17 protein-coding genes are annotated in these 19,022 nt (G+C 75.7%); 2 read left to right on the top strand and 15 right to left on the bottom strand.

The window, feature by feature from the left end; all coding sequences use genetic code 11:
- Positions 1-51 precede the first annotated feature (51 nt).
- The 6 genes from PKA89_RS11435 to PKA89_RS11410 all read right to left on the bottom strand — a co-directional run bounded on the left by PKA89_RS11435 (position 52) and on the right by PKA89_RS11410 (position 9,215).
- Positions 52-2,100: an ABC transporter ATP-binding protein gene (locus PKA89_RS11435; protein ID WP_324419495.1), complete on the bottom strand. Its 2,049-nt coding sequence runs from the start codon at positions 2,098-2,100 to the stop codon at positions 52-54.
- Complete coding sequence (locus tag PKA89_RS11430; RefSeq protein ID WP_324419493.1) at positions 2,097-3,830, bottom strand: ABC transporter ATP-binding protein; 1,734 nt, start codon at positions 3,828-3,830, stop codon at positions 2,097-2,099. Before PKA89_RS11430 ends, PKA89_RS11435 begins: the two co-directional genes overlap by 4 nt.
- Positions 3,830-4,423, bottom strand: coding sequence for a TetR/AcrR family transcriptional regulator (locus tag PKA89_RS11425; RefSeq protein WP_324419491.1), 594 nt, complete (start codon positions 4,421-4,423; stop codon positions 3,830-3,832). Before PKA89_RS11425 ends, PKA89_RS11430 begins: the two co-directional genes overlap by 1 nt.
- A 249-nt stretch (positions 4,424-4,672) precedes the next feature.
- Positions 4,673-6,178: a methyltransferase gene (locus tag PKA89_RS11420; protein WP_324419489.1), complete on the bottom strand. Its 1,506-nt coding sequence runs from the start codon at positions 6,176-6,178 to the stop codon at positions 4,673-4,675.
- A gap of 111 nt (positions 6,179-6,289) precedes the next feature.
- Positions 6,290-8,671, bottom strand: a complete 2,382-nt coding sequence (locus PKA89_RS11415; RefSeq protein WP_324419487.1) for a sodium-translocating pyrophosphatase — start codon at positions 8,669-8,671, stop codon at positions 6,290-6,292.
- A gap of 208 nt (positions 8,672-8,879) precedes the next feature.
- Positions 8,880-9,215: an STAS domain-containing protein gene (locus PKA89_RS11410; protein ID WP_324419485.1), complete on the bottom strand. Its 336-nt coding sequence runs from the start codon at positions 9,213-9,215 to the stop codon at positions 8,880-8,882.
- Between the two features lie 84 nt (positions 9,216-9,299).
- Here PKA89_RS11410 and PKA89_RS11405 point away from each other — a divergent pair, with 84 nt between their 5' ends.
- Positions 9,300-11,582 (top strand): DEAD/DEAH box helicase, encoded by a 2,283-nt coding sequence (locus PKA89_RS11405; protein WP_324419483.1) that lies wholly within the window; start codon positions 9,300-9,302, stop codon positions 11,580-11,582.
- A gap of 141 nt (positions 11,583-11,723) precedes the next feature.
- The gene (locus PKA89_RS11400; RefSeq protein WP_324419481.1) at positions 11,724-12,227 is read left to right on the top strand and encodes a hypothetical protein; all 504 of its coding nucleotides are present in this window, start codon (positions 11,724-11,726) and stop codon (positions 12,225-12,227) included.
- A 20-nt stretch (positions 12,228-12,247) separates the two neighbouring features.
- On the opposite strand, the gene PKA89_RS11395 is transcribed toward PKA89_RS11400, so the two are convergent.
- The 9 genes from PKA89_RS11395 to PKA89_RS11355 form a co-directional block, all read right to left on the bottom strand.
- Positions 12,248-12,619 carry an Rv3654c family TadE-like protein gene (locus PKA89_RS11395; RefSeq protein WP_324419479.1) on the bottom strand — a complete coding sequence of 124 codons (372 nt, stop codon included), beginning with the start codon at positions 12,617-12,619 and terminating at the stop codon, positions 12,248-12,250.
- Positions 12,616-12,972: a TadE family type IV pilus minor pilin gene (locus PKA89_RS11390; RefSeq protein WP_324419478.1), complete on the bottom strand. Its 357-nt coding sequence runs from the start codon at positions 12,970-12,972 to the stop codon at positions 12,616-12,618. Before PKA89_RS11390 ends, PKA89_RS11395 begins: the two co-directional genes overlap by 4 nt.
- Entirely contained in the window at positions 12,969-13,178 is a 210-nt protein-coding gene (locus PKA89_RS11385; RefSeq protein ID WP_324419476.1) for a DUF4244 domain-containing protein, read from the bottom strand. Before PKA89_RS11385 ends, PKA89_RS11390 begins: the two co-directional genes overlap by 4 nt.
- A 140-nt stretch (positions 13,179-13,318) precedes the next feature.
- Positions 13,319-13,855, bottom strand: a complete 537-nt coding sequence (locus PKA89_RS11380; RefSeq protein WP_324419474.1) for a type II secretion system F family protein — start codon at positions 13,853-13,855, stop codon at positions 13,319-13,321.
- A 16-nt stretch (positions 13,856-13,871) separates the two neighbouring features.
- Positions 13,872-14,576 (bottom strand): hypothetical protein, encoded by a 705-nt coding sequence (locus PKA89_RS11375; protein WP_324419472.1) that lies wholly within the window; start codon positions 14,574-14,576, stop codon positions 13,872-13,874.
- The gene (locus PKA89_RS11370; RefSeq protein WP_324419470.1) at positions 14,573-15,814 is read right to left on the bottom strand and encodes a TadA family conjugal transfer-associated ATPase; all 1,242 of its coding nucleotides are present in this window, start codon (positions 15,812-15,814) and stop codon (positions 14,573-14,575) included. Before PKA89_RS11370 ends, PKA89_RS11375 begins: the two co-directional genes overlap by 4 nt.
- Positions 15,811-16,557, bottom strand: a complete 747-nt coding sequence (locus PKA89_RS11365; protein ID WP_324419468.1) for a hypothetical protein — start codon at positions 16,555-16,557, stop codon at positions 15,811-15,813. The genes PKA89_RS11370 and PKA89_RS11365 overlap by 4 nt, the downstream gene beginning before the upstream one ends.
- Positions 16,558-17,221: 664 nt before the next feature.
- On the bottom strand, positions 17,222-18,088 hold the full coding sequence (locus PKA89_RS11360) for a hypothetical protein (RefSeq protein WP_324419466.1): 867 nt from the start codon (positions 18,086-18,088) through the stop codon (positions 17,222-17,224).
- Positions 18,089-18,097: 9 nt separating this feature from the next.
- Positions 18,098-18,970 (bottom strand): thioesterase family protein, encoded by an 873-nt coding sequence (locus PKA89_RS11355; RefSeq protein ID WP_324419465.1) that lies wholly within the window; start codon positions 18,968-18,970, stop codon positions 18,098-18,100.
- Positions 18,971-19,022 lie beyond the last annotated feature (52 nt).

Raw genomic sequence — 19,022 nt, 5'->3', positions numbered from 1 at the left:
CTCGTGCCGACCGGATTGGGACCCGGTGTCGAGTCCTCGGGGAGAGCCTGCTCAGCGGGGCGGTCCGGCCATCGCCGGGGCCCCGGCCGCGGGCCCGGCGGCCGCCGCCTCCTCGTCCGGGTCGGCGACGGCGCCCTCGAACTGCGCGGCGTGCAGGCGCGCGAACGCGCCTCCGGCAGCGAGCAGCTCGGCGTGCGTGCCACTCTCGACGATGCGCCCGTCCTCCATCACGAGGATGAGGTCCGCGTCCCGGATCGTCGAGAGCCGGTGCGCGATGACGAAGCTCGTCCGGTCGCTGCGCAGGGCGGCCATGGCGTGCTGCACGAGCAGCTCGGTGCGGGTGTCGACCGAGCTCGTGGCCTCGTCGAGGATGAGCAGCGCGGGGTTCGCGAGGAACGCGCGGGCGATCGTGATGAGCTGTCGCTCACCGGCGCTGATGTTGTCCGCCTCCGCGTTGAGCTCGGTGTCGTAGCCGGCCGGCAGCGAGTGGACGAACCGGTCGACGTACGTCGCGCGGGCGGCCTCGAGGATCTCGTCCTCGGTGGCGCCCGGCCTCCCGTACGCGATGTTGTCGCGGATCGTCCCGGCGAACAGCCACGTGTCCTGGAGCACCATGCCCGTGCGCGAGCGCAGGTCGTGCCTCGTCATGTCGCGGATGTCGTTGCCGTCCAGCGTGATCCGTCCACCGTCGAGCTCGTAGAAGCGCATCACGAGGTTGACCAGCGTCGTCTTGCCGGCGCCGGTCGGGCCGACGATGGCCACCGTCTGTCCCGGCTCCACGACGAGGTCGAGGTGCTCGATGAGCGGCTTCTCGCTCGAGTAGGAGAACGAGACGTCCTCGAACGCGACGCGCCCGCGCGTGGCCGCGACCGCCGCCGGCGTGGCCGTGTCGGGCTCCTGCTCGGGGGCGTCGAGGACCTCGAACACCCGCTCGGCGGAGGCGACCCCGCTCTGCATGAGGTTGGCCATCGAGGCCACCTGGGTCAGCGGCTGGGTGAACTGTCGCGAGTACTGGATGAACGCCTGGACGTCGCCGAGGCTCATCGTCCCGGAGGCCACCCGCAGCCCGCCGACGACGGCGACCGCGACGTAGTTGAGGTTCCCGATGAACATGAGCGTCGGCATGATGACGCCGCTGATGAACTGGGCCCGGAAGCTCGCGTGGTGGAGGGCGTCGTTGCTCCGCGCGAACTCGCGGGCGGCCTCCTGGCGGCGGCCGAACACCTTGACCAGCTCGTGGCCGGTGAAGGTCTCCTCGACGACGGCGTTGACCTCGCCGGTGCTCTTCCACTGCTGGACGAAGTGTCCCTGCGAGCGCTTGCCGATGGCCGCGGTGACGACCATCGTCACCGGGATCGTCACGAGGGCGATGACGGCCAGCAGCGGCGAGATGTAGACCATCATGGCGATCATCGCGACGACCGTGAGCAGCGAGGTGACGAGCTGGCTCAGGGTCTGCTGCAGGCTCTGCGCGACGTTGTCGATGTCGTTGGTCACCCGGCTGAGCAGCTCGCCGCGCGGCTGGGCGTCGAAGTACGGCAGCGGGAGCCGGTTGAGCTTCTCCTCGACGTCGCGGCGCAGCCGGTAGACCGTGCGGTTGACGGCGGCGACGAGCAGGCGGCCCTGGACCAGCTGCAGCCCGGCGGCGACGACGTAGATGCCGAGGACGATCATCAGGACCCGCCCGACGGCGGAGAAGTCGATGCCCTGCCCGGGGACGACGTGGTCCATCGCGGCGAGCAGGTCGGCGACCCGGCCCTCGCCGCGGGCGCGCAGGGCGTCGACCGCCTGCTGCTGGGTCACCCCGGCCGGGATCTGCCGGCTGAAGACGCCGGCGAAGATCAGGTCGGTCGCCCGGCCGAGCACCTTGGGGCCGATCGCGTTGAGCACGACCGAGGCGAGCGCCAGGACGAGCGCGCCGACGACGACCGGGCGCTCCGGGCGGAGCAGCCCGAGCACGCGCTTGGCCGACGGGACGAAGTTCTGCGACTTCTCGGTCGGCATGCCCAGCTGCGCGTGCGGCGGACCACCCCGGCGCGCGCCGGCCGGGCCGCGACGGGCCTCGGCTGCCTTCTCCTCGGCGGACCTCAGCTCGCTCATGCGACCTCCTCCATCGCCTGCTGGCTCTCGACGATCTCGACGTACGTGGGGCACGACGAGAGCAGCTCGTCGTGGGTGCCGATGCCGACGACGGCGCCGTCCTCGAGGACGACCACCTGGTCGGCGTGGCGGATGCTGCTGACCCGCTGGGCGACGACGACCACCGTGGCGTCGCGGGTGACCGGGCGCAGGGCCGCCCGCAGCCGGGCGTCGGTCGCGACGTCGAGCGCGGAGAACGCGTCGTCGAAGAGGTAGACGGCCGGCCGGCGCACGAGTGCGCGGGCGATGGCGAGCCGCTGGCGCTGCCCGCCGCTGACGTTCGTGCCGCCCTGCGCGATGGGGGCGTCGAGGCCGCCGGGCATGGCCCGGACGAAGTCCTCGGCCTGGGCGATCCGCAGCGCCTCCCACAGCTCCTCGTCGGTGGCGTCGGCGTCACCGTGGCGCAGGTTGCTCGCGACGGTGCCGCTGAAGAGGTAGGGACGCTGCGGCACGAGGCCGATGTGCGCCCACAGGTCCTCGGCGTCGGCGTCGCGGACGTCGACCCCACCGAGGAGGACCGCTCCTCCGGTGACGTCGTGGAGGCGCGGCACCAGGCCGACGAGGGTCGTCTTGCCGGCGCCGGTGGACCCGACGACCGCGGTCGTCGTGCCGGGCACGGCGGTGAACGAGACCTCGCGCAGCACGGGCTCGTCGGCCCCCGGGTAGGCGAAGGTCGCTCCCCGCAGCTCGACCCCGACCGGGCCCGCCGGGATGGCCACCGGGTGCTCGGGCGGGTGCACCGAGGAGCGGGTGTCGAGGACCTCCTGGATGCGGCCGGCGGACACCGTCGCGCGCGGGACCATCATCGACATGAAGGTCGCCATCATGACGGACATGAGGATCTGGATGAGGTAGCTCATGAAGGCGGTCAGGGCGCCGATCTGCATGTCGCCGGAGTCGATGCGCATCGCGCCGAACCACAGCACCGCGACGGTCGAGGCGTTGAAGATGACCATGACGATCGGGAAGGCGAGAGCCATCAGCCGGCCGACCGCGACGGCGGTCCCGGTGTAGGTGTCGTTGGCCTCGCCGAACCGGGCGCGTTCGACGTCCTCGCGGACGAACGCCCGGACCACCCGGATGCCGGTGATCTGCTCGCGCAGGATCCGGTTGACGGTGTCGACGGCCTTCTGCATCGCCCGGAAGTGCGGGATCATCCGGCTGATGACGAGGCCGACCGACGCGGCGAGGAGCGGCACGGCGACGACGACCAGCCAGGAGAGGCCGACGTCCTCGCGCAGCGCCATGATGACGCCGCCGACCATCATGATCGGGGCCGACACCATGAGCGCGAGCGCCATGTAGACGACCTGCTGGACCTGCGTCACGTCGTTGGTCGAGCGGCTGATCAGCGTCGGCGCGCCGAACCGCGAGACCTCCTGCGCCGAGAAGGAGCCGACCCGGTCGAAGACCGAGGCCCGCACGTCGCGACCGAGGGAGGCGGCGGTCAGCGCGGCGATCCGGGTGGCCGAGACGGTGGCGAGGATCTGGAGCAGCGAGACCCCGAGCATCCACATCCCGGCGGTGAGGATGAACCCGGTGTCGCCCTTGGCCACTCCCTCGTCGATGATCCGGCCGTTGAGGCTCGGCAGGTAGAGCGAGGCGAGGGTGCCGACGAGCTGGAGGGCGAGGAGGAACAGGAGGGGCCCGGAGTACGGGCGCAGGTGGGTGCGGACGAGGCGGACGAGCATCAGCGGATCCCTCGGTCGGTGTGGTGGCGGGTGCCGTCGAGGACGACGGAGACGATCTCGGCCGGGTCGAGGTGGCCGGTGGACATGAGCGGGTGGACGCTCGAGAGCGTGAGCAGCTGGAGGAGGGCGATGACCTCGGGGACCGGCTTGCGCAGCGTGTCGGCGTCCGGGCCGATGAGGTCGGTGAGGGCGGCGTCGACCGCGGGGTCGCTCGAGCCCCGCCGGCGCTTGGCGTCGACCGGGGCGGGCGCCCCGGCGTGGTGGAGCACGGAGATGAGGCCGACGATGCGCTCGACGTGGCGCTGCATCACCGCGACGCCCGCGGTGAGGCGCTCGTCGAGGGTCAGCGAGGTGTCGATCCCCCGGAGCTCGGCGACCGCCGGGGTGGAGTCGAAGACCGCCGAGACGCAGGCCTGGACGAGCTCGTCCTTGGTGCCGAAGGCCTTGAAGAGGGTGCCCTCGGCGATGCCCGAGGCCTCGGCGGCCTGGCGCGTCGTCAGCCCGACGCCGTGCTCCCGCAGCAGCGGGATCGTCGCGTCGACGATCGCCGAACGACGGTCCTCGGGGCTCATGGCGGGGGCACGGGGGGTCACGAGGGACCAGCCTAAGTGAGTGAGCACTCACTCACAACTCATTTCCGGACAAGGGGCGGCCCCGCCCTCCGGTGCAGGGGGTGGAGGGCGGGGCCGACGCTGCAGGGCGGCCGGGACCGAGGCCCGAGCAGGGACTTCCGACCCGCAGGGCAGTCATCCTGTCCCCACCGAGATACCCCGCGGTGCATCTCAAACGGAGATTCGATGTGACGCGCGTCACACTCCGGGGCGCCGGTCGGGCCCGAACACTCACTCGCGGACGAGCAGTCCGTCCTTGACGGCGTCGCGCAGGAGGGCCACGACCTCGGCGCGGACGGCGGCGTCGTCGAGGTCGAGGAGCCCGGCGATGGCGGCCGCCGCGGCCCGGGCGGTCAGCTCGCCGTCGCAGACCGAGACGAGGGCCGCGGTGACGGTGCTGAGCGGGAGGCCGCGGCGCAGCCCGCCGCCCTGGCGCAGGACGATGACCCGGGGGTCGGGCTCGCCGGGGACCCCGAACCGCTCCTCGGTGACGTCGTCGGCGCAGCGCCACGCGACGTCGAGGAGCGCGTCGTCGTCGTGCTCGGCGAGCCAGGCGCGCGCCCGCAGGCCGGCGAGGACCGCGGGGCCCATCGGCTGCTCGACCGGGCCGGGCACGTCGACGAGGTCGAGGAACGGCGGGCGGTCGGTGGCCGGCCGCTGGAGGGTGACCACGCCGAAGCCGATCGCCTCGACGTCGCGCGCCGCGAAGTCGTCGAGCCACGCGGAGTACATCGCGTTGAAGTCGGCCGTCCCCGGGTGGTGTCCGCCGTCGCGCGCCCACGTCTCCGCGTACGCGGCGGGGTCCTGCACCTCGCGCTGGACCACCCAGGCGTCGAGCCCGGTGCCCTCGAGCCACGCCGCGACCCGCTCGGTCCAGGACGCCCCCCGGGGCACCTCCCAGTTGCCGAGCAGCTGGGCGATGCCGCCGGGCTCGAGGTGGGCCCCGACGCGCGCGACGAGGTCGCGGACCACGTCGTCACCGGACGCGCCGCCGTCGCGGTACTCGAAGAGGGGCACCGCCCCGCCGCGCGGGGTGATGACGAACGGCGGGTTGGAGACGACGAGGTCGAACCGCTCCCCCGCCACCGGGTCGAGCATCGAGCCGGCCCGCACGTCCCAGCCGACCCCGTTGAGGGCGGCGTTGAAGCGGGCGTACCCGAGGGCCCGCTCGGACAGGTCGGTGACGACGACCTCCCCGGCGTGCGCGCCGAGGTGGAGGGCCTGGACGCCGCACCCGGTACCGAGGTCGAGGGCGCGGCCGACCGCCGGGCGGGGCGTCCAGGACGCGAGGGTGGTCGAGGCGCCGCCGACGCCGAGCACGTGGTCGGGGCGCAGCGGCCGACCGGTCGCGAGCTCGCCGAGGTCGGAGGCCACCCACCAGTCGGTGCCGTCCGCGGCGTACGGCCGCAGGTCGCAGCGGGCGACGACGGCGTCCCCCTCCGGCGCGACGAGCCCGAGCTCGACCGCCCCGGCGACGCCGAGGCCGGGGAGCGCCGCCTCGACCTCGGTGGCGTCGACCGGGTCGCCGAGCGTGAAGAGCCGGACGAGCGCGGCCCGCGGGTCGGTGGCCCGGGCCGTGACGCGCTGGGCCGGCAGGGCCTGGTCGCGCTCGAGCGCGGCGGACGCCATCGGGCCGAGCAGCGCGGTGACCCCGGCGACGGTGAAGCCGGACGCGACGAGGTCGGCGCGCAGCCGGGCGAGCAGCGCGTCGTCGACGCGGGGCGGGGCGGTGGTCATCGGGGACGAGCCTAGGGCGTGGCGGTCGAGGGAACAGAACACGCCGTGTGCGACGGACGCGACACGGCGTGTTCTGTTCACTCGACGGCCGGAACCGCCGAGGTGGGGCGCTCAGACCTGCGCGGGCTGCGGCTCCTCGGCCGACGCGGCGTCCGGCTCGTCGTCGCCGCCGAAGGCCAGGTCGCGGCTCTTGGAGACCGCGACCGCCGCCACGACGACGACGAACGCGACCGCGGCGATGCCGTAGCGGATCGGCGCCGAGGCGTCGCCACCGATCGACAGGGTGACGATCGCCGGCGCGATGAGCACCGAGACGAGGTTCATCACCTTGATCAGCGGGTTGATCGCCGGGCCGGCGGTGTCCTTGAACGGGTCGCCGACCGTGTCGCCGATGACGGTGGCCGCGTGGGCCTCGGTGCCCTTGCCGCCGTGGTGACCGTCCTCGACGATCTTCTTCGCGTTGTCCCAGGCACCGCCGGAGTTCGCGAGGAAGACCGCCATCAGCGCACCCGCGCCGATGGCCCCGGCGAGGAAGCCGGCGAGCGCCCCGATGCCGAGGCCGAACCCGACCGCCACCGGCATGAGGGCGGCGAGCAGGCCGGGCGTCGCGAGCTCGCGCAGCGAGTCCTTGGTGCAGATGTCGACGACCCGCCCGTACTCCGGCTTCTCGGTGCCGTCCATGATCCCCGGGTGGTCCCGGAACTGCCGGCGCACCTCGAAGACGATGGCTCCCGCGGCCCGGGTCACCGCGTTGATCGCGAGGCCGGAGAAGAGGAAGACGACGGCCGCTCCGAGGATGAGCCCGACGAGGGTGTTCGGCGCGGTGACGAGGCCTGCCGCGTTGTTGAGGAAGTCGGCGCCCTCCTGCTGGGTCAGCCCGGAGACGTCGACCGTGCGGATCGCGTCCTGCCAGGCGTTCGTGTACGAGCCGAACAGGGCGGTCGCCGCGAGCACGGCCGTGGCGATGGCGATGCCCTTGGTGATCGCCTTCGTCGTGTTCCCGACCGCGTCGAGCTCGGTGAGGATCTGCGCGCCCTCGCTCTGGACGTCCCCGGACATCTCGGCGATGCCCTGGGCGTTGTCGGAGACCGGCCCGAAGGTGTCCATGGCGACGATGACGCCGACCGTCGTCAGCAGGCCGCAGCCGGCCAGCGCGATGAGGAAGAGCGACAGGGCCGTCACGCCGCCGCCGAGGAGGAAGGCGAGGTAGACCGCGCCACCGATGATCGCCGCGGTGTACACGGCGGACTCCAGGCCCACGCCGATGCCCGACAGGACGACGGTGGCGGCCCCGGTGAGCGAGGTCCTCGCGACGTCCTTGGTCGGCCGCTTGTCGGTGCCGGTGAAGTGGCCGGTGAGCCAGAGGATGATGCCGGCGAGCACGATGCCGATGACCACCGCGAGCAGTGCGGCGAGGCGCGGGTTGCCGGTGAGGGCGGCGATCTGGGACTCGGTCGTGCCCTCGGCGGCGTTCCCCTCGAACAGCTCGCCGTACGTGCCCGGCAGGTAGGTGAAGGCGGCGACCGCCGAGAGGACCGCGCTGATCGCGGCGGCGATGTAGAAGCCGCGGTTGATCGCGTTGAGCGGGTTCTCGCCCGGGCGCGCCTTGGTGATGTAGACCCCGAGCAGCGCGGTGAGGGCGCCGATCGCCGGGATGATCAGCGGGAAGACGAGGCCGTACGCGCCGAACGCGACCGAGCCGAGGATGAGCGCCGCGACGAGCGTCACCGCGTAGGACTCGAAGAGGTCGGCGGCCATGCCCGCGCAGTCGCCGACGTTGTCGCCGACGTTGTCCGCGATGGTCGCGGCGTTGCGCGGGTCGTCCTCCGGGATGCCGGCCTCGACCTTGCCGACGAGGTCGGCGCCGACGTCGGCGGCCTTGGTGAAGATGCCGCCGCCGACCCGCATGAACATCGCGAGGAGCGCGGCACCGAAGCCGAAGCCCTCGAGCACCTTGGGGGCGTCGCCCTTGTAGGCGAGGACGACGATCGAGGCACCGAGCAGGCCGAGCCCGACCGTGGCCATGCCGACGACGCCGCCGGTGCGGAAGGCGATCCTCATACCGAGGTCGCGGCCGCCCTCGTGGCGGGCGGCCGAGGCGACCCGGACGTTGGCCTTGACCGCGAGGCTCATCCCCAGGTAGCCGATGGCCGCGGAGAAGAGTGCGCCGAGGACGAAGAAGCCGGACCGGCCCCATCGCACGCCGGCCGTGTCGGCGGGCAGGAGCAGCAGGAGGAAGAAGACGAGCACGACGAAGATGCCGAGCGTGCGGAACTGCCGGTTGAGGTAGGCCGAGGCGCCTTCCTCGACCGCCGAGCCGATCTCCTGCATCTTCTCGGTGCCGGGATCGGCCGCGAGCACCTGGCGCCGGAACACGAAGCCCATGACGAGCGCGACGGCGGCGATGACCGCGACGACGACGACGAGCGTCTGGTTCATTCCGGTCAGCTGCAGGGCGCCCGACTCGGCCTGTGCGAGTGCGAGGGGTGCCATTCCATCCTCCTTGACGGCGTGTGTCGTCCCCGGGCGCAGGTCAGCGCCATCGACAGGGACGGTCGGCGGGGACTCTACCGGGGAGGGCGGACGCCCCGCCCACCCGGGCGGGGGTGACGCGGTTCACACTGCCTAACGTGGGACGGAGGTTTGCCGCAGGTCGCTCACCCGGGTCCGGTGTCCCCGTCTCGGGCGGGCCTGCGGAGGGTCAGGCCGCGAGCGCGTCGTCGAGGCTGTCGTGGATGCCGAAGACCTTGTCGAGCCCGGTGATCCGGAAGACCCGGAGGATGCGCTCGCTCGAGCAGACGATGCGCAGCCAGCCGCCGTCGTTGCGGACCAGCTTGAGCCGGCCGACGAGGACGCCGAGGCCGGTGGAGTCGAGGAAGGTGACCTTGTCGAGGTCGACGACGACCTTGGTGCGCCCGTCGGCGATCTCCTGGTCGAGCGTCTGGCGCAGCTGCGCCGCGGTGTAGACGTCGACCTCCCCCTCGGCCGTGACGACGCTGACGTCGTCTTGGTGGGACGTCGTGACGGAGAGCTCCACGCGTCAGGCTCCTCGGGTGGCTCAGGCTCGGGTCGTGCTGGTCACGACCGGGGGTGGTCGGGACCAAGGATTACCGTAACGGCCGTGTCCAGCCCAGCCCAGCACCTCGCCCGACTCGCCCGGGCCGGACCCGAGGGCCGGCTGGTCCACGTCGAGTCGATCCCGGCCCGGTCGGCGCGCCTCGCGCAGTGGCCGGACGACCTCGCGCCGGCCCTCCTCTCGGCCCTGCTCGCCGGGGGGATCTCGCGCCCGTGGAGCCACCAGCGCGAGGCGATCGACCTCGCGACGGCCGGCGAGCACGTCGTGCTGGCCACCGGGACCGCGTCCGGGAAGAGCCTCGGCTACCTCGTGCCGGTGCTCGGGTCGGTGGTCGAGGGCGCCGAGCGGGGTGGGGTGCGCGGCCCGACGGCGCTCTACCTCGCGCCGACCAAGGCGCTGGCCGCCGACCAGCTGGCCCGCGTCGAGGCGCTCGCCGTGCCGGGGGTGCGCGCGGCGACCTACGACGGCGACACCCCGCCGGACGAGCGGCGGTGGGTGCGCGAGCACGCGAACCTCGTCCTCACCAACCCCGACCTCCTCCACCACTCGCTGCTGCCCGGCCACGAGCGGTGGTCACGGTTCCTGCGCGACCTGCGCTACGTCGTCGTCGACGAGTGCCATGTGTACCGGGGGGTCTTCGGCGCGCACGTGGCGGCGGTGCTGCGCCGACTGCGCCGGGTTGCGGGGCGCTACGGCGCGACGCCCACGTTCGTCCTCGCCTCGGCGACGGTCAGCGACCCCGCGGGACACGCGTCCCGCCTCACCGGGCTGCCCGTGCGGGCGGTGACGAGCGACGGCTCGCCCCGGGGGGCCATGACGTTCGCGCTGTGGGAGCCGGTCACCGGAGCGGACGGCGAGCGTCGCTCGGCGACGACCGAGGCCGCGGAGCTGCTCGCCGACCTCGTCGGGCACGGCGTGCAGACCGTGGCCTTCGCCCGCAGCCGGGCGGGCGCGGAGGCCCTGGCGACGGGGGCGCGGCGGCGGCTCGAGGCCCTCGACCCGACCTCGATCGAGGCGGTGGCCGCCTACCGCGGGGGCTACCTCCCGCAGGACCGCCGCACGCTGGAGCGCGGCCTGCGGCAGGGGTCGCTGCGTGGGCTCGCGGCGACCACCGCGCTGGAGCTCGGCATCGACGTCAGCGGCCTCGACGCGGTGCTCGTCGCGGGGTGGCCCGGACGGCGGGCCAGCCTGTGGCAGCAGGCCGGCCGGGCCGGGCGCTCCGGTGGCGAGTCCCTCGCCGTCCTCGTCGCGGCCGACGACCCGCTCGACACCTACCTCGTGCGCCACCCCGAGGCGATCTTCGGCACGCCGGTCGAGACGACGGTCGTCGACCCGGAGAACCCGCACGTCCTCGCACCGCACCTCGCGGCGGCCGCGGCCGAGCTGCCGCTGGGTGAGGCCGACCTCGAGCTGTTCGGGCCGGGAGCGCGCGGGCTGCTCTCGGTGCTCGTCGCGAACGGCATCCTGCGCCGGCGGCCGACCGGGTGGTTCTGGGCCCGCGAGGACCGGCCGGCCGAGCACATCTCGCTCCGCGGGGCGAGCGACGTCGTCGCCGTCGTCGAGACCCGGACCGGGCGGGTCATCGGCACCGTCGACGAGGCCGCGGCCCACGCGCAGGTGCACACCGGAGCCGTGCACCTCCACCAGGGCGAGACGTGGGTCGTCACCGAGCTCGACCTCGAGGCGCGGGCGGCACACGTGGTCCGGGGCGACCCCGGCTGGTCGACCCAGGCGGAGTCGGTGAGCCGCTTCGACATCCTCGGCACCGACCGGGTGGCCGAGCGGGCCCGGGTGCGGGCGTCCTTCGGGTCGGTGCGCGTCACGGGCCGGGTCACCGGCTTCTCCAGGCGGCTGCCGAGCGGCGAGGTGATCGGCAGGCACCCCCTCGACCTGCCGGAGCGGTCGCTGACGACGAAGGCGGTGTGGTGGACCGTGGACCCGGACGTCCTCCACGCGGCGGGGGTCGCGGAGGCGGCGGTGCCGGGGGCCCTCCACGCCGCCGAGCACGCGGCCATCGGGATGCTGCCGCTCGTCGCCACCTCGGACCGGTGGGACGTCGGCGGGGTCTCGACGGCGCTGCACCCCGACACCGGCCTGCCGACGGTCATGGTCTTCGACGGGTACCCCGGCGGCGCGGGCTTCGCCGAGCGGGCGTTCGTCGCGTTCGAGGCGTGGGTGCGGGCCACCCGTGACGCCGTGCTCGGGTGTCCGTGCCCGAGCGGCTGCCCGGCGTGCGTGCAGTCGCCGAAGTGCGGCAACGGCAACGAGCCGCTCGACAAGGCGGGCGCGGTCGTCGTCCTCGAGCTGGCCCTCGCCGCGGCGGGCTGACCACCGCAGCGCTCACCGGACGAGTGGCGCCACGCACGGCACGGACCGGTACCGGCGACCCTCGCCCCGGCCGGTTCGGACGGCCGGACCCGGACGTCCCGAACGCGCTCCGCCGCTGGTCACCGGGGTAGCCTGCGAGCCATGGTCCTCCTCGGTGTCATCCTCGTCGTCGTCGCCCTCGGGGCCGGAGCACTGCTCGTCGTCGGCGCGGTGCGCCTCGAGGACCCCGTGGCGATCAACGTCCTCGGCGGCACCGTCAACCTCCCGCCGGTCGTGTTCCTCGTCTCCGGCATGGTCGTCATCACCCTGTTCTGGCTCGGCTGGGCCGTGCTGCGCGGCGGCCTGCGTCGGGGTCACCGCCGCCGCGTCCAGGCCCGCGAGGCGGACCGTCTCGCCGAGGAGCAGCGCCTCGCCGAGCAGCAGCGGATGAAGGAGGAGGTCGAGGCCCGCGAGCGCCAGCTCGCCGAGGAGCGCGCCCGCCACGAGCAGGAGACCGCGGCACTGCGTCAGCAGGCCGACGAGCGCGTCGCCGAGCAGCACGTCGCGACCGAGACCGCTCGGCGCCGGGCCGAGGTCGCCGAAGGGCGCACCGAGCCCCAGACCCGGGTCGAGCCCGACACCCGGGTCGAGCCGCCGCGCGCCTGAGCGACCCCTGACGCGGCGGGTCACGGCCCCGGGCCCACGGCCTCGAGCCCGGCCCGGGCACGGGAGACCGCGTCGTCGGGGACCCCGGGCCACCTGACCGCTCCCGAGCGGCGCACCACCACCTCGACGACGACGCTCCCGTCGGCCAGGACGGAGCATCGTTCCAACACCGCCCCGTTGGCGCCGGCCACCTCCGCCGCCACGCCGCAGTCGGGAGCGCCGCCGACGACGAGCGGGCGGGCCGCGGCGAGCGCCGCGAGGTCGGCGGCCCCTCGCGCGCGATGGACGTCGCGCACGGCTCCGGCGAGGACCAGCGCCCCGGCGAGGACGGCGACCAGGGCGCCGAGCGCGCCCACGACGAGGACCGAGCCGCTCCCCTCCTCGGGCCTCACGGGTCGGCCTCGGACCGCGCCACCGACCGGGCCGAGGCGGCGAGCCGGCCCCCGAGGGGACCGAGCAGGGCCGGAGCCGGCGCCCGCACCTCGACCGCCACCGACCTGCCGACCGCCGAGACCGCGACGGCGGAGCCGTCGGGGGCCACCCGGGCCGCCGCGGACCGGACGACCTCGAGCGGTTCCCCGCGGGCCCCGAGGCGGGCGGCCGCGTGGGCGGCGTCGACGCAGCGGACGTGGTCGATGCCGAGCTGGACGGCGGCGAGGCACAGCCCGAGGACGAGGAGGAGCCCGGGGAGGGCCACGGCCAGCTCGGCCGTGACCATCCCCTGCTCACCGCCCCGCCGGGTCACGTGCCGAGTGCGCCGACGATGATGCCGGTCAGCGCGCTCTTGACCGGCCCGGACTTGACGACCGCGAGCAGCAGCGCGGCGAAGGCCACGGCGGCGACGGTCCCGACGGCGTACTCGGCCGTGGTCATCCCGGCCTCACCCCGCCGGGACAGCCGGGACAGCCGGCGGGCGCCGGCGCGCAGCCGTGTGATGAGTCGTGTGGTCATGGGTACCTCCCGGAGGTCGTGGGCGCGGCGGTCGCGCCCCTCGGCTCCACCGTCGCCGGGGCGCCCGGGCCGGTCGAGGGGTGACGGCGGATCTGTGGACGGCGGCCTCGGCGCGACCGGGCTGTGGACGGCCTCGGCGCTCATCCCAGCCCGCCGAGGAGGAGGAGCACGACGGGGACCACCGTCGTGGCGACGAACGCCGGCAGGAAGCAGAGCCCCAGCGGGAGGACGAGCAGGACGCCGGCGCGGTGCACGGCCGCCTCGACCCGGCGCGACTCGGCGACCCGCATCCGGTCGGCCGCGGCGGCCACGAGCGAGGCCGGGGGCGCACCGGCCGTGACGGCCGCGTGCCAGGCCGCGGCGGCCGGTGCCCACCCCGGGCCGACCCTCGCCCAGGCCCGGTCGTGCGGCTCGCCCCACCGCTGCGCCGCCGCCACGACGGCGAGCTCGCGCCCGGCGCGCCCGGGGTCGACGGCCGCGACCGCCTCGAGCCCCTCGACCGCACCCCCGCCCCCGCGGAGGACGGCGGCAAGGAGGGTGAGCGCCGCCGCGGCGTCCTCGACCGTCGCCGGGCCCCCGGGCGGCGCGGGCGCCTCCGGGCGCGCCGGCCGGCGGGCTCGCGGCGGCGGCAGGAGGAGGAGCCCGGCCGCGAGCAGGAGCATCGCGACGGTCGTCATGGTCCCCTCCGGCTCGTCATGACGGGCCCCCGCTCGTGCGGGCCGGCCGGGCCGCGCGGCCGACGAGCCGGCGGGCCCACAGCCAGCCGGCGAGGGCGAGCAGGACCCCGACGAGCGCCGAGGCCCTGGCCGCCGCCGAGCCGTAGAGGGAGGTGGGGGACAGTCCGAGGGCGAGCCCGGCGACGGGTCCGGCGAGTGGGAGCGCGGTGAGGACGCGCATCGACGCCCGGGGACCCGCCAGCGCGGCCCGGGCCCGTGCCTGGGCCGCGGTCCGCGCCCGCAACGCGGCCGCAGCGCCCTCGGTGGTGCGCGATGCCGCGGCCCCGACGCCCTCCGACAGGCGCCAGGCCCGGGCCAGCAGGGCCAGGTCGGCGGCCACCGGCCGGAGGACGGGCGGGCCGGCGAGCGCCTCCGCCGTGGAGGAGCAACGGCGGCCCGCGTCGGCGAGCCGGTCGAGGAGCCATGGCGCCGCCTGCGCGACACCGGGACTGCGCGCCGCCACCTCGGCGGCCGAGCGGAGGTCGAGACCGGCCCGCAACCCGACCGCCGCGAGCTCGGCGAGGTCGGCGACCCAGTCGGTGCCGGAGGGCCGGTCCCGACCCGTGATCCGGCCGTACAGACGCCGGCCCCACCGCGCCGCACCGGCCGGGGGGCGGTCGTCCTCCCCGTGCGGCCACACGAGGACGGCCGAGACGGCGAGCAGGACCGCGAGGGCGGTCACGAGGGCACCCTGCCGGCCGGCGGGCCGGCCCCGGGCAGCAGCGTGCCGAGCGCTGCCCACGCCTCACCGGGCACCGTGCCGGCCGGCGCTCCGGCCCCGGGCAGCAGCGTGCCGAGCGCGGCCCACGCCTCGCCGGGCACCGGTCCGTCCGGACGGTCGGTGAGGGCGACGGGTACCTCGACGAGCCCGTCGGGGCCGACGCGGAGCACGCCGACGCGGTCGACGTGGCGGCCCCGCCCGTCCCGGACCACGTGGACCACCGCCTGCAGGGCGCCCTTCAGCTGGGCGTGCACGGCGGCACGTGGCATCCCGACGAGCGAGCCGAGGGCTTCGAGCCGGGCCGGAACCTCACCGGGCCCGTTGGCGTGCAGGGTGCCGGCGCCGCCCTCGTGACCGGTGTTGAGGGCCGCGAGGAGGTCGCGGACCTCGCCGCCACGCACCTCGCCGACGACGAGGCGGTCCGGGCGCATCCGCAGGGCCTGCCGGACCAGGACGGACAGCGGGACCTCCCCGACGCCCTCGACGTTGGCGGCCCTCCCCTGGAGCCGGACGACGTGCGGATGGTCGGGGTCGAGCTCGCGGACGTCCTCGACGACGACGAGCCGCTCCTCCGGCGGGCACTCGGCGAGCAGGGCACCGAGGAGGGTGGTCTTGCCGGCGCCCGTCCCGCCGGTGACGAGGAGGCTCCGCCGGGCGGCCACGAGGCCACGCAGGACGGTTGCCGTCCCCGGGCTGCACATCCCGTGCTCGACGAGGGCGGCACACCCGGCCAGCCGCCGCCGCGGGACCCGGAGGCTGAGGTGCGGGCCGTGCTCGACGAGCGGGGGCAGGACGGCGTGCAGCCGCACCCCACTGGGCAGCAGGCCGTCGACCCAGGGCTGCGCGTCGTCGAGCCGCCGGCCCGCGAGCCCGGCCAGCCGGACGGCCAGCGGGCGCAGCGCAGAGGGATCGAGGGCGGGACCCGCCGGTTCGACTCCTGCGCCGCGCTCGACCCAGACCGACCCGTCGCCGTTGACGAGGACATCGGTGACCTCGGGGTCCTCGACGAGCCCGGCGAGCGGGCCGAGGCCGACGAGGCCGGTGGTCAGGTCGTGCGCGGCCCGGTCGCCCGCGGTGGGGCCGAGGTACAGCGTCGACTCGCGGGCGACCCGGGCGATGCGGGCGGGGCTGGGCCCTTCCCCGGCCCGGATCGCCCGCTCGACGCCCGCCGGGCGTGGCGAGGTCGGGACGCGGCTCACGAGGCTCTCCCGACCGGCCCGGCCCGGGCCCCGGTGAGCGCCGCGGCGACGGTGTCGGCACAGCGCCGGACCGCCGTGCGCGCGGTGCCGGGCCACAGCCCGCGCTCGGCCTCCTTGGCGACGAGGGGGTCGTCGGGCAGGTGCTGGAGGTGCGCGACACCGAGGTGCGCCTCGACGTCGTCGAGGACACCCGCGCTCGGCCGGGCACCGCGGGTGACGAGACGGAGATCGGCTGGCGCCGTGACGGACTCGGTCAGGTCGACCAGGCGGTCGACGAGCGCGTCGGCGTCGGCGAGCTGCCGCGTGCGCAGGCCCGCCACGACGACGACGAGGGGTCCGCCGGCGAGGAGGAGGGAGAGGTGCCCCGAGGTGGCCGGTGCGTCGACGACGAGGGGTGCGGCGTGGCCGACGAGCGCGGCGAGCGTCTCGGCGACAGCCTCGTCGGTGAGCGTGCGCGGTGCCGGCCCGCCGGCCGAGAGGACCCGGCAGCCGTCCTCGGCGGGGAGGGCCGCGAGCAGGCTGTCGACGGCGGGGACGCCACCACCGGCGAGGGCCGACCAGCGCGGCCCGGCGAGGTGCTCGACGCCGGCCGTGACGTCGAGGCCGCCGCCGGTCGTCGCGAGGTCGACGACCGTGGCGGGTGGGCCGACGGCCGCGAGGCGCCGACCGACGGCGAGGGCCAGGGTGCTCGCGCCGAGGCCGCCGGAGGAGCCGACGACGACGCAGGACGGTGGAGAGGTCATGGCCCGACGCTGCCGCCGCGCCGGCCCGCCGCGCGAGGGGGTCACGCCGATCTGTGGACGACGAGCGGCCGTCCCGGACCCTGTGGACGGCGCGACACGGGGCGTCCGCGGTCCGGACATGGGACGGCCCCGGTCGGGGGGACAACCGGGGCCGTCGGCGAGCCGAGCTCCGGGGGGGAGAAGCCGGTTCGCCGGTCGCTCTACCCCAAGGGGGAGCGAGTGAGTACATCGTGTCTCATCGATGGCCCCCCGCGCAAGCCCGATGCCAACACTGCTGAAATCGTCCTGAGAGTCCGCTCAGGAGCACTGGATCCGTAGGTTGGGCCGAAAAGGTTGAATGCTTGACCACCCGGTCCCCGCGCCCCGGGGGCGGCCCCTCACCTGCGGGAACACCGGGCCCCAGCCACCACCGAGGCCACCGACAGGTCCGGGGGCGTGACGGCGCCCCCGTCAGGACCGGCGGGGGCGTCGTCCTGCCGCGGGCTGCGGGCGACCAGGCGTGCTGTCGTGCCGTGGCCGTGGGACGAGCCCACGACGACCGGTCCATCAGTGGACTGCCCGCGCGTGGGTACCCGTCGTCCGCGGTAGGTGTGCGGGGGAGCGGGTGCTCCTCCACCTCCAGTTCTACTCCTCGCGCCCCCCGGCGACAACCGGGGAGGGGCACCTAGTCGAGGCGTCCGGCGAGCACGGCGTCCGCGACCGCCTCACCCTCGCGGGCGGCGGCCTGCACGGCCGAGCAGCAGTGCGAGACCCACAGCCCGACGCCGACGGCGTCCCCGCGCCCGTAGGCGGCGAGCGCCCCGAGGTAGGCCGCCCCACCCTCCGCCGCGTGCCCGGCCTCGGTGACCGCGACCCCCGTCGGGTCGAGGCCGCCGGCGCCGACGAGCACGCGGTCGAGGGCCCGGGCGACGACCGCGTTGCCGCGGAGGAACGGCCGGACGCTCGCGAGCTCCGCGTGGACCACCGCCGCCGCGACGACGACGGGCAGCCGCGGCGTCGCGAGGACCACGTCCGCCAGCCCGCGCAGCCGCACCGCCGCCTCCGCGGCCGACGGCGCCGGGCCGAGGTCGGTCAGCTCGGCGCACTCCTCGTCACCGACCCGAGGCCTCCCGAGCGCGGCGTCGGGGACCAGCCCCGCGGCCGCCACCGTGTGCAGCCGGGCCAGCGCCTGGAGCGGCGCACGCAGCACGAGGCCGGCGACGTGCTCGGTCTCGGCCGTCGCGCCGACGACCCCACGCACGACCCGCTCGACGGGGTCCGGGTCGGACGACCAGGTGGCCGCCCCGCGCACCACGTCACGCACCGCGTCGACGGGCATCGTGGCGCCCTCGAGCTCGGCGCTGGCCACCGCACCGCGCACGCGTGACTCCGCGGCGGCCTCGGCCGTTCGCCGCCGGAGGGCGTTGTGCCAGCGCAGCCGCGTGCACGCCGCACGGGCGGCCTCGACCTGCTCGGGCAGCCCCGGCAGCTCGGAGAGCCGGACCACGGCGTCGACGGCCGGTGACCCACCGGGCGCGGGGGCGGGAGGCATCCGGGCAGCCTAGCCAGCGCGCGGTACGAGTCCCTCCGGTGGCACCCGGATGCCCGCCAGCTGGCGGGCGCGCGCGACGAGCCGGCCGGTGGAGTCCCAGACGTCGGCGTCCTCGACGTAGACCGAGCCGGCGACGGCGTCGGCGTGCAGCGCCACCTGCAGCCAGCCGGGCGCCGGCCGGCCGAGGACCTGCCCGCTCAGCTCGTAGGTGGGCGCCCAGCCGGCGACGCCGAGGTCGAAGGCGACCGGCATGAGGCAGTCGACGACGAACGGGAGCATCGCGACGTCGGGCTCGCGGCCGTCGGCCATCCGCACCCACGCGCGCAGCACACCGCGGCCCGTCGGCCGGCCGACCGCGAAGCCGGCCGTCGCGGGGTCGACGCGCACGTCGAGCCGGTCGAGGAGGCGGATGGCCTCGCCGGGCCCGCCGACCTCGCGGCGCGCCGGCACGCACTCCTCGGGCGGCGGCATCCGCGGCGGCTCGGGCCCGCGGTGGGCGGGCTCGCCGGTCACGGCGAGGTCGCCGAGGGTCGCCGTGACCCGGGCCCGCTCGACCGGACCTCCGCCGGATGCCTGGAGCAGCCGCGCCTGCCCGGTGGAGACCGACCGGCCGACGCGCAGGACCTCGGAGCGGACCTCGACCGGGCCCGGCTGGGCGGCCGAGAGGAAGAAGGTGCTCCACGCGAGGACGTCGGGGTGCCCGGCCCCGACGACGCCGTCGGCGACCGCCCGGACCCCGAGCGCCATGAGCAGCCCCCCGTTGACCGCGGCGCCGACCACCCACCCGTCACCGAGCACCCCCGCGCCGACCGCCTCCGGTCCCGGCGCCGCGGCCGGGCCGTCCGGCCAGTCCAGCCGCAGTGCCTCGTCGAGCTCGCCCATCCGCACGCCTTCCGTCCTCTGCCGCACCGGTCCCCGTGAGCCTAGGGTGTGC

Source organism: Phycicoccus sp. (assembly GCF_035325325.1).
In the GTDB taxonomy this organism is placed as follows: domain Bacteria; phylum Actinomycetota; class Actinomycetes; order Actinomycetales; family Dermatophilaceae; genus Phycicoccus.
Note: the sequence above shows the minus strand (reverse complement) of the source record. Positions and strands in the feature narration are given on the sequence as shown.

Excerpts from the sequence above, each read along its gene's own strand:
- PKA89_RS11435 (WP_324419495.1), bottom strand. The coding sequence starts at position 2,100 with ATGAGCGAGCTGAGGTCCGCCGAGGAGAAGGCAGCCGAGGCCCGTCGC.
- PKA89_RS11430 (WP_324419493.1), bottom strand. The coding sequence starts at position 3,830 with ATGCTCGTCCGCCTCGTCCGCACCCACCTGCGCCCGTACTCCGGGCCC.
- PKA89_RS11420 (WP_324419489.1), bottom strand. The coding sequence starts at position 6,178 with ATGACCACCGCCCCGCCCCGCGTCGACGACGCGCTGCTCGCCCGGCTG.
- PKA89_RS11415 (WP_324419487.1), bottom strand. The coding sequence starts at position 8,671 with ATGGCACCCCTCGCACTCGCACAGGCCGAGTCGGGCGCCCTGCAGCTG.
- PKA89_RS11400 (WP_324419481.1), top strand. The coding sequence starts at position 11,724 with ATGGTCCTCCTCGGTGTCATCCTCGTCGTCGTCGCCCTCGGGGCCGGA.
- PKA89_RS11385 (WP_324419476.1), bottom strand. The coding sequence starts at position 13,178 with ATGACCACACGACTCATCACACGGCTGCGCGCCGGCGCCCGCCGGCTG.
- PKA89_RS11380 (WP_324419474.1), bottom strand. The coding sequence starts at position 13,855 with ATGACGACCGTCGCGATGCTCCTGCTCGCGGCCGGGCTCCTCCTCCTG.
- PKA89_RS11365 (WP_324419468.1), bottom strand. The coding sequence starts at position 16,557 with ATGACCTCTCCACCGTCCTGCGTCGTCGTCGGCTCCTCCGGCGGCCTC.
- PKA89_RS11360 (WP_324419466.1), bottom strand. The coding sequence starts at position 18,088 with ATGCCTCCCGCCCCCGCGCCCGGTGGGTCACCGGCCGTCGACGCCGTG.
- PKA89_RS11355 (WP_324419465.1), bottom strand. The coding sequence starts at position 18,970 with ATGGGCGAGCTCGACGAGGCACTGCGGCTGGACTGGCCGGACGGCCCG.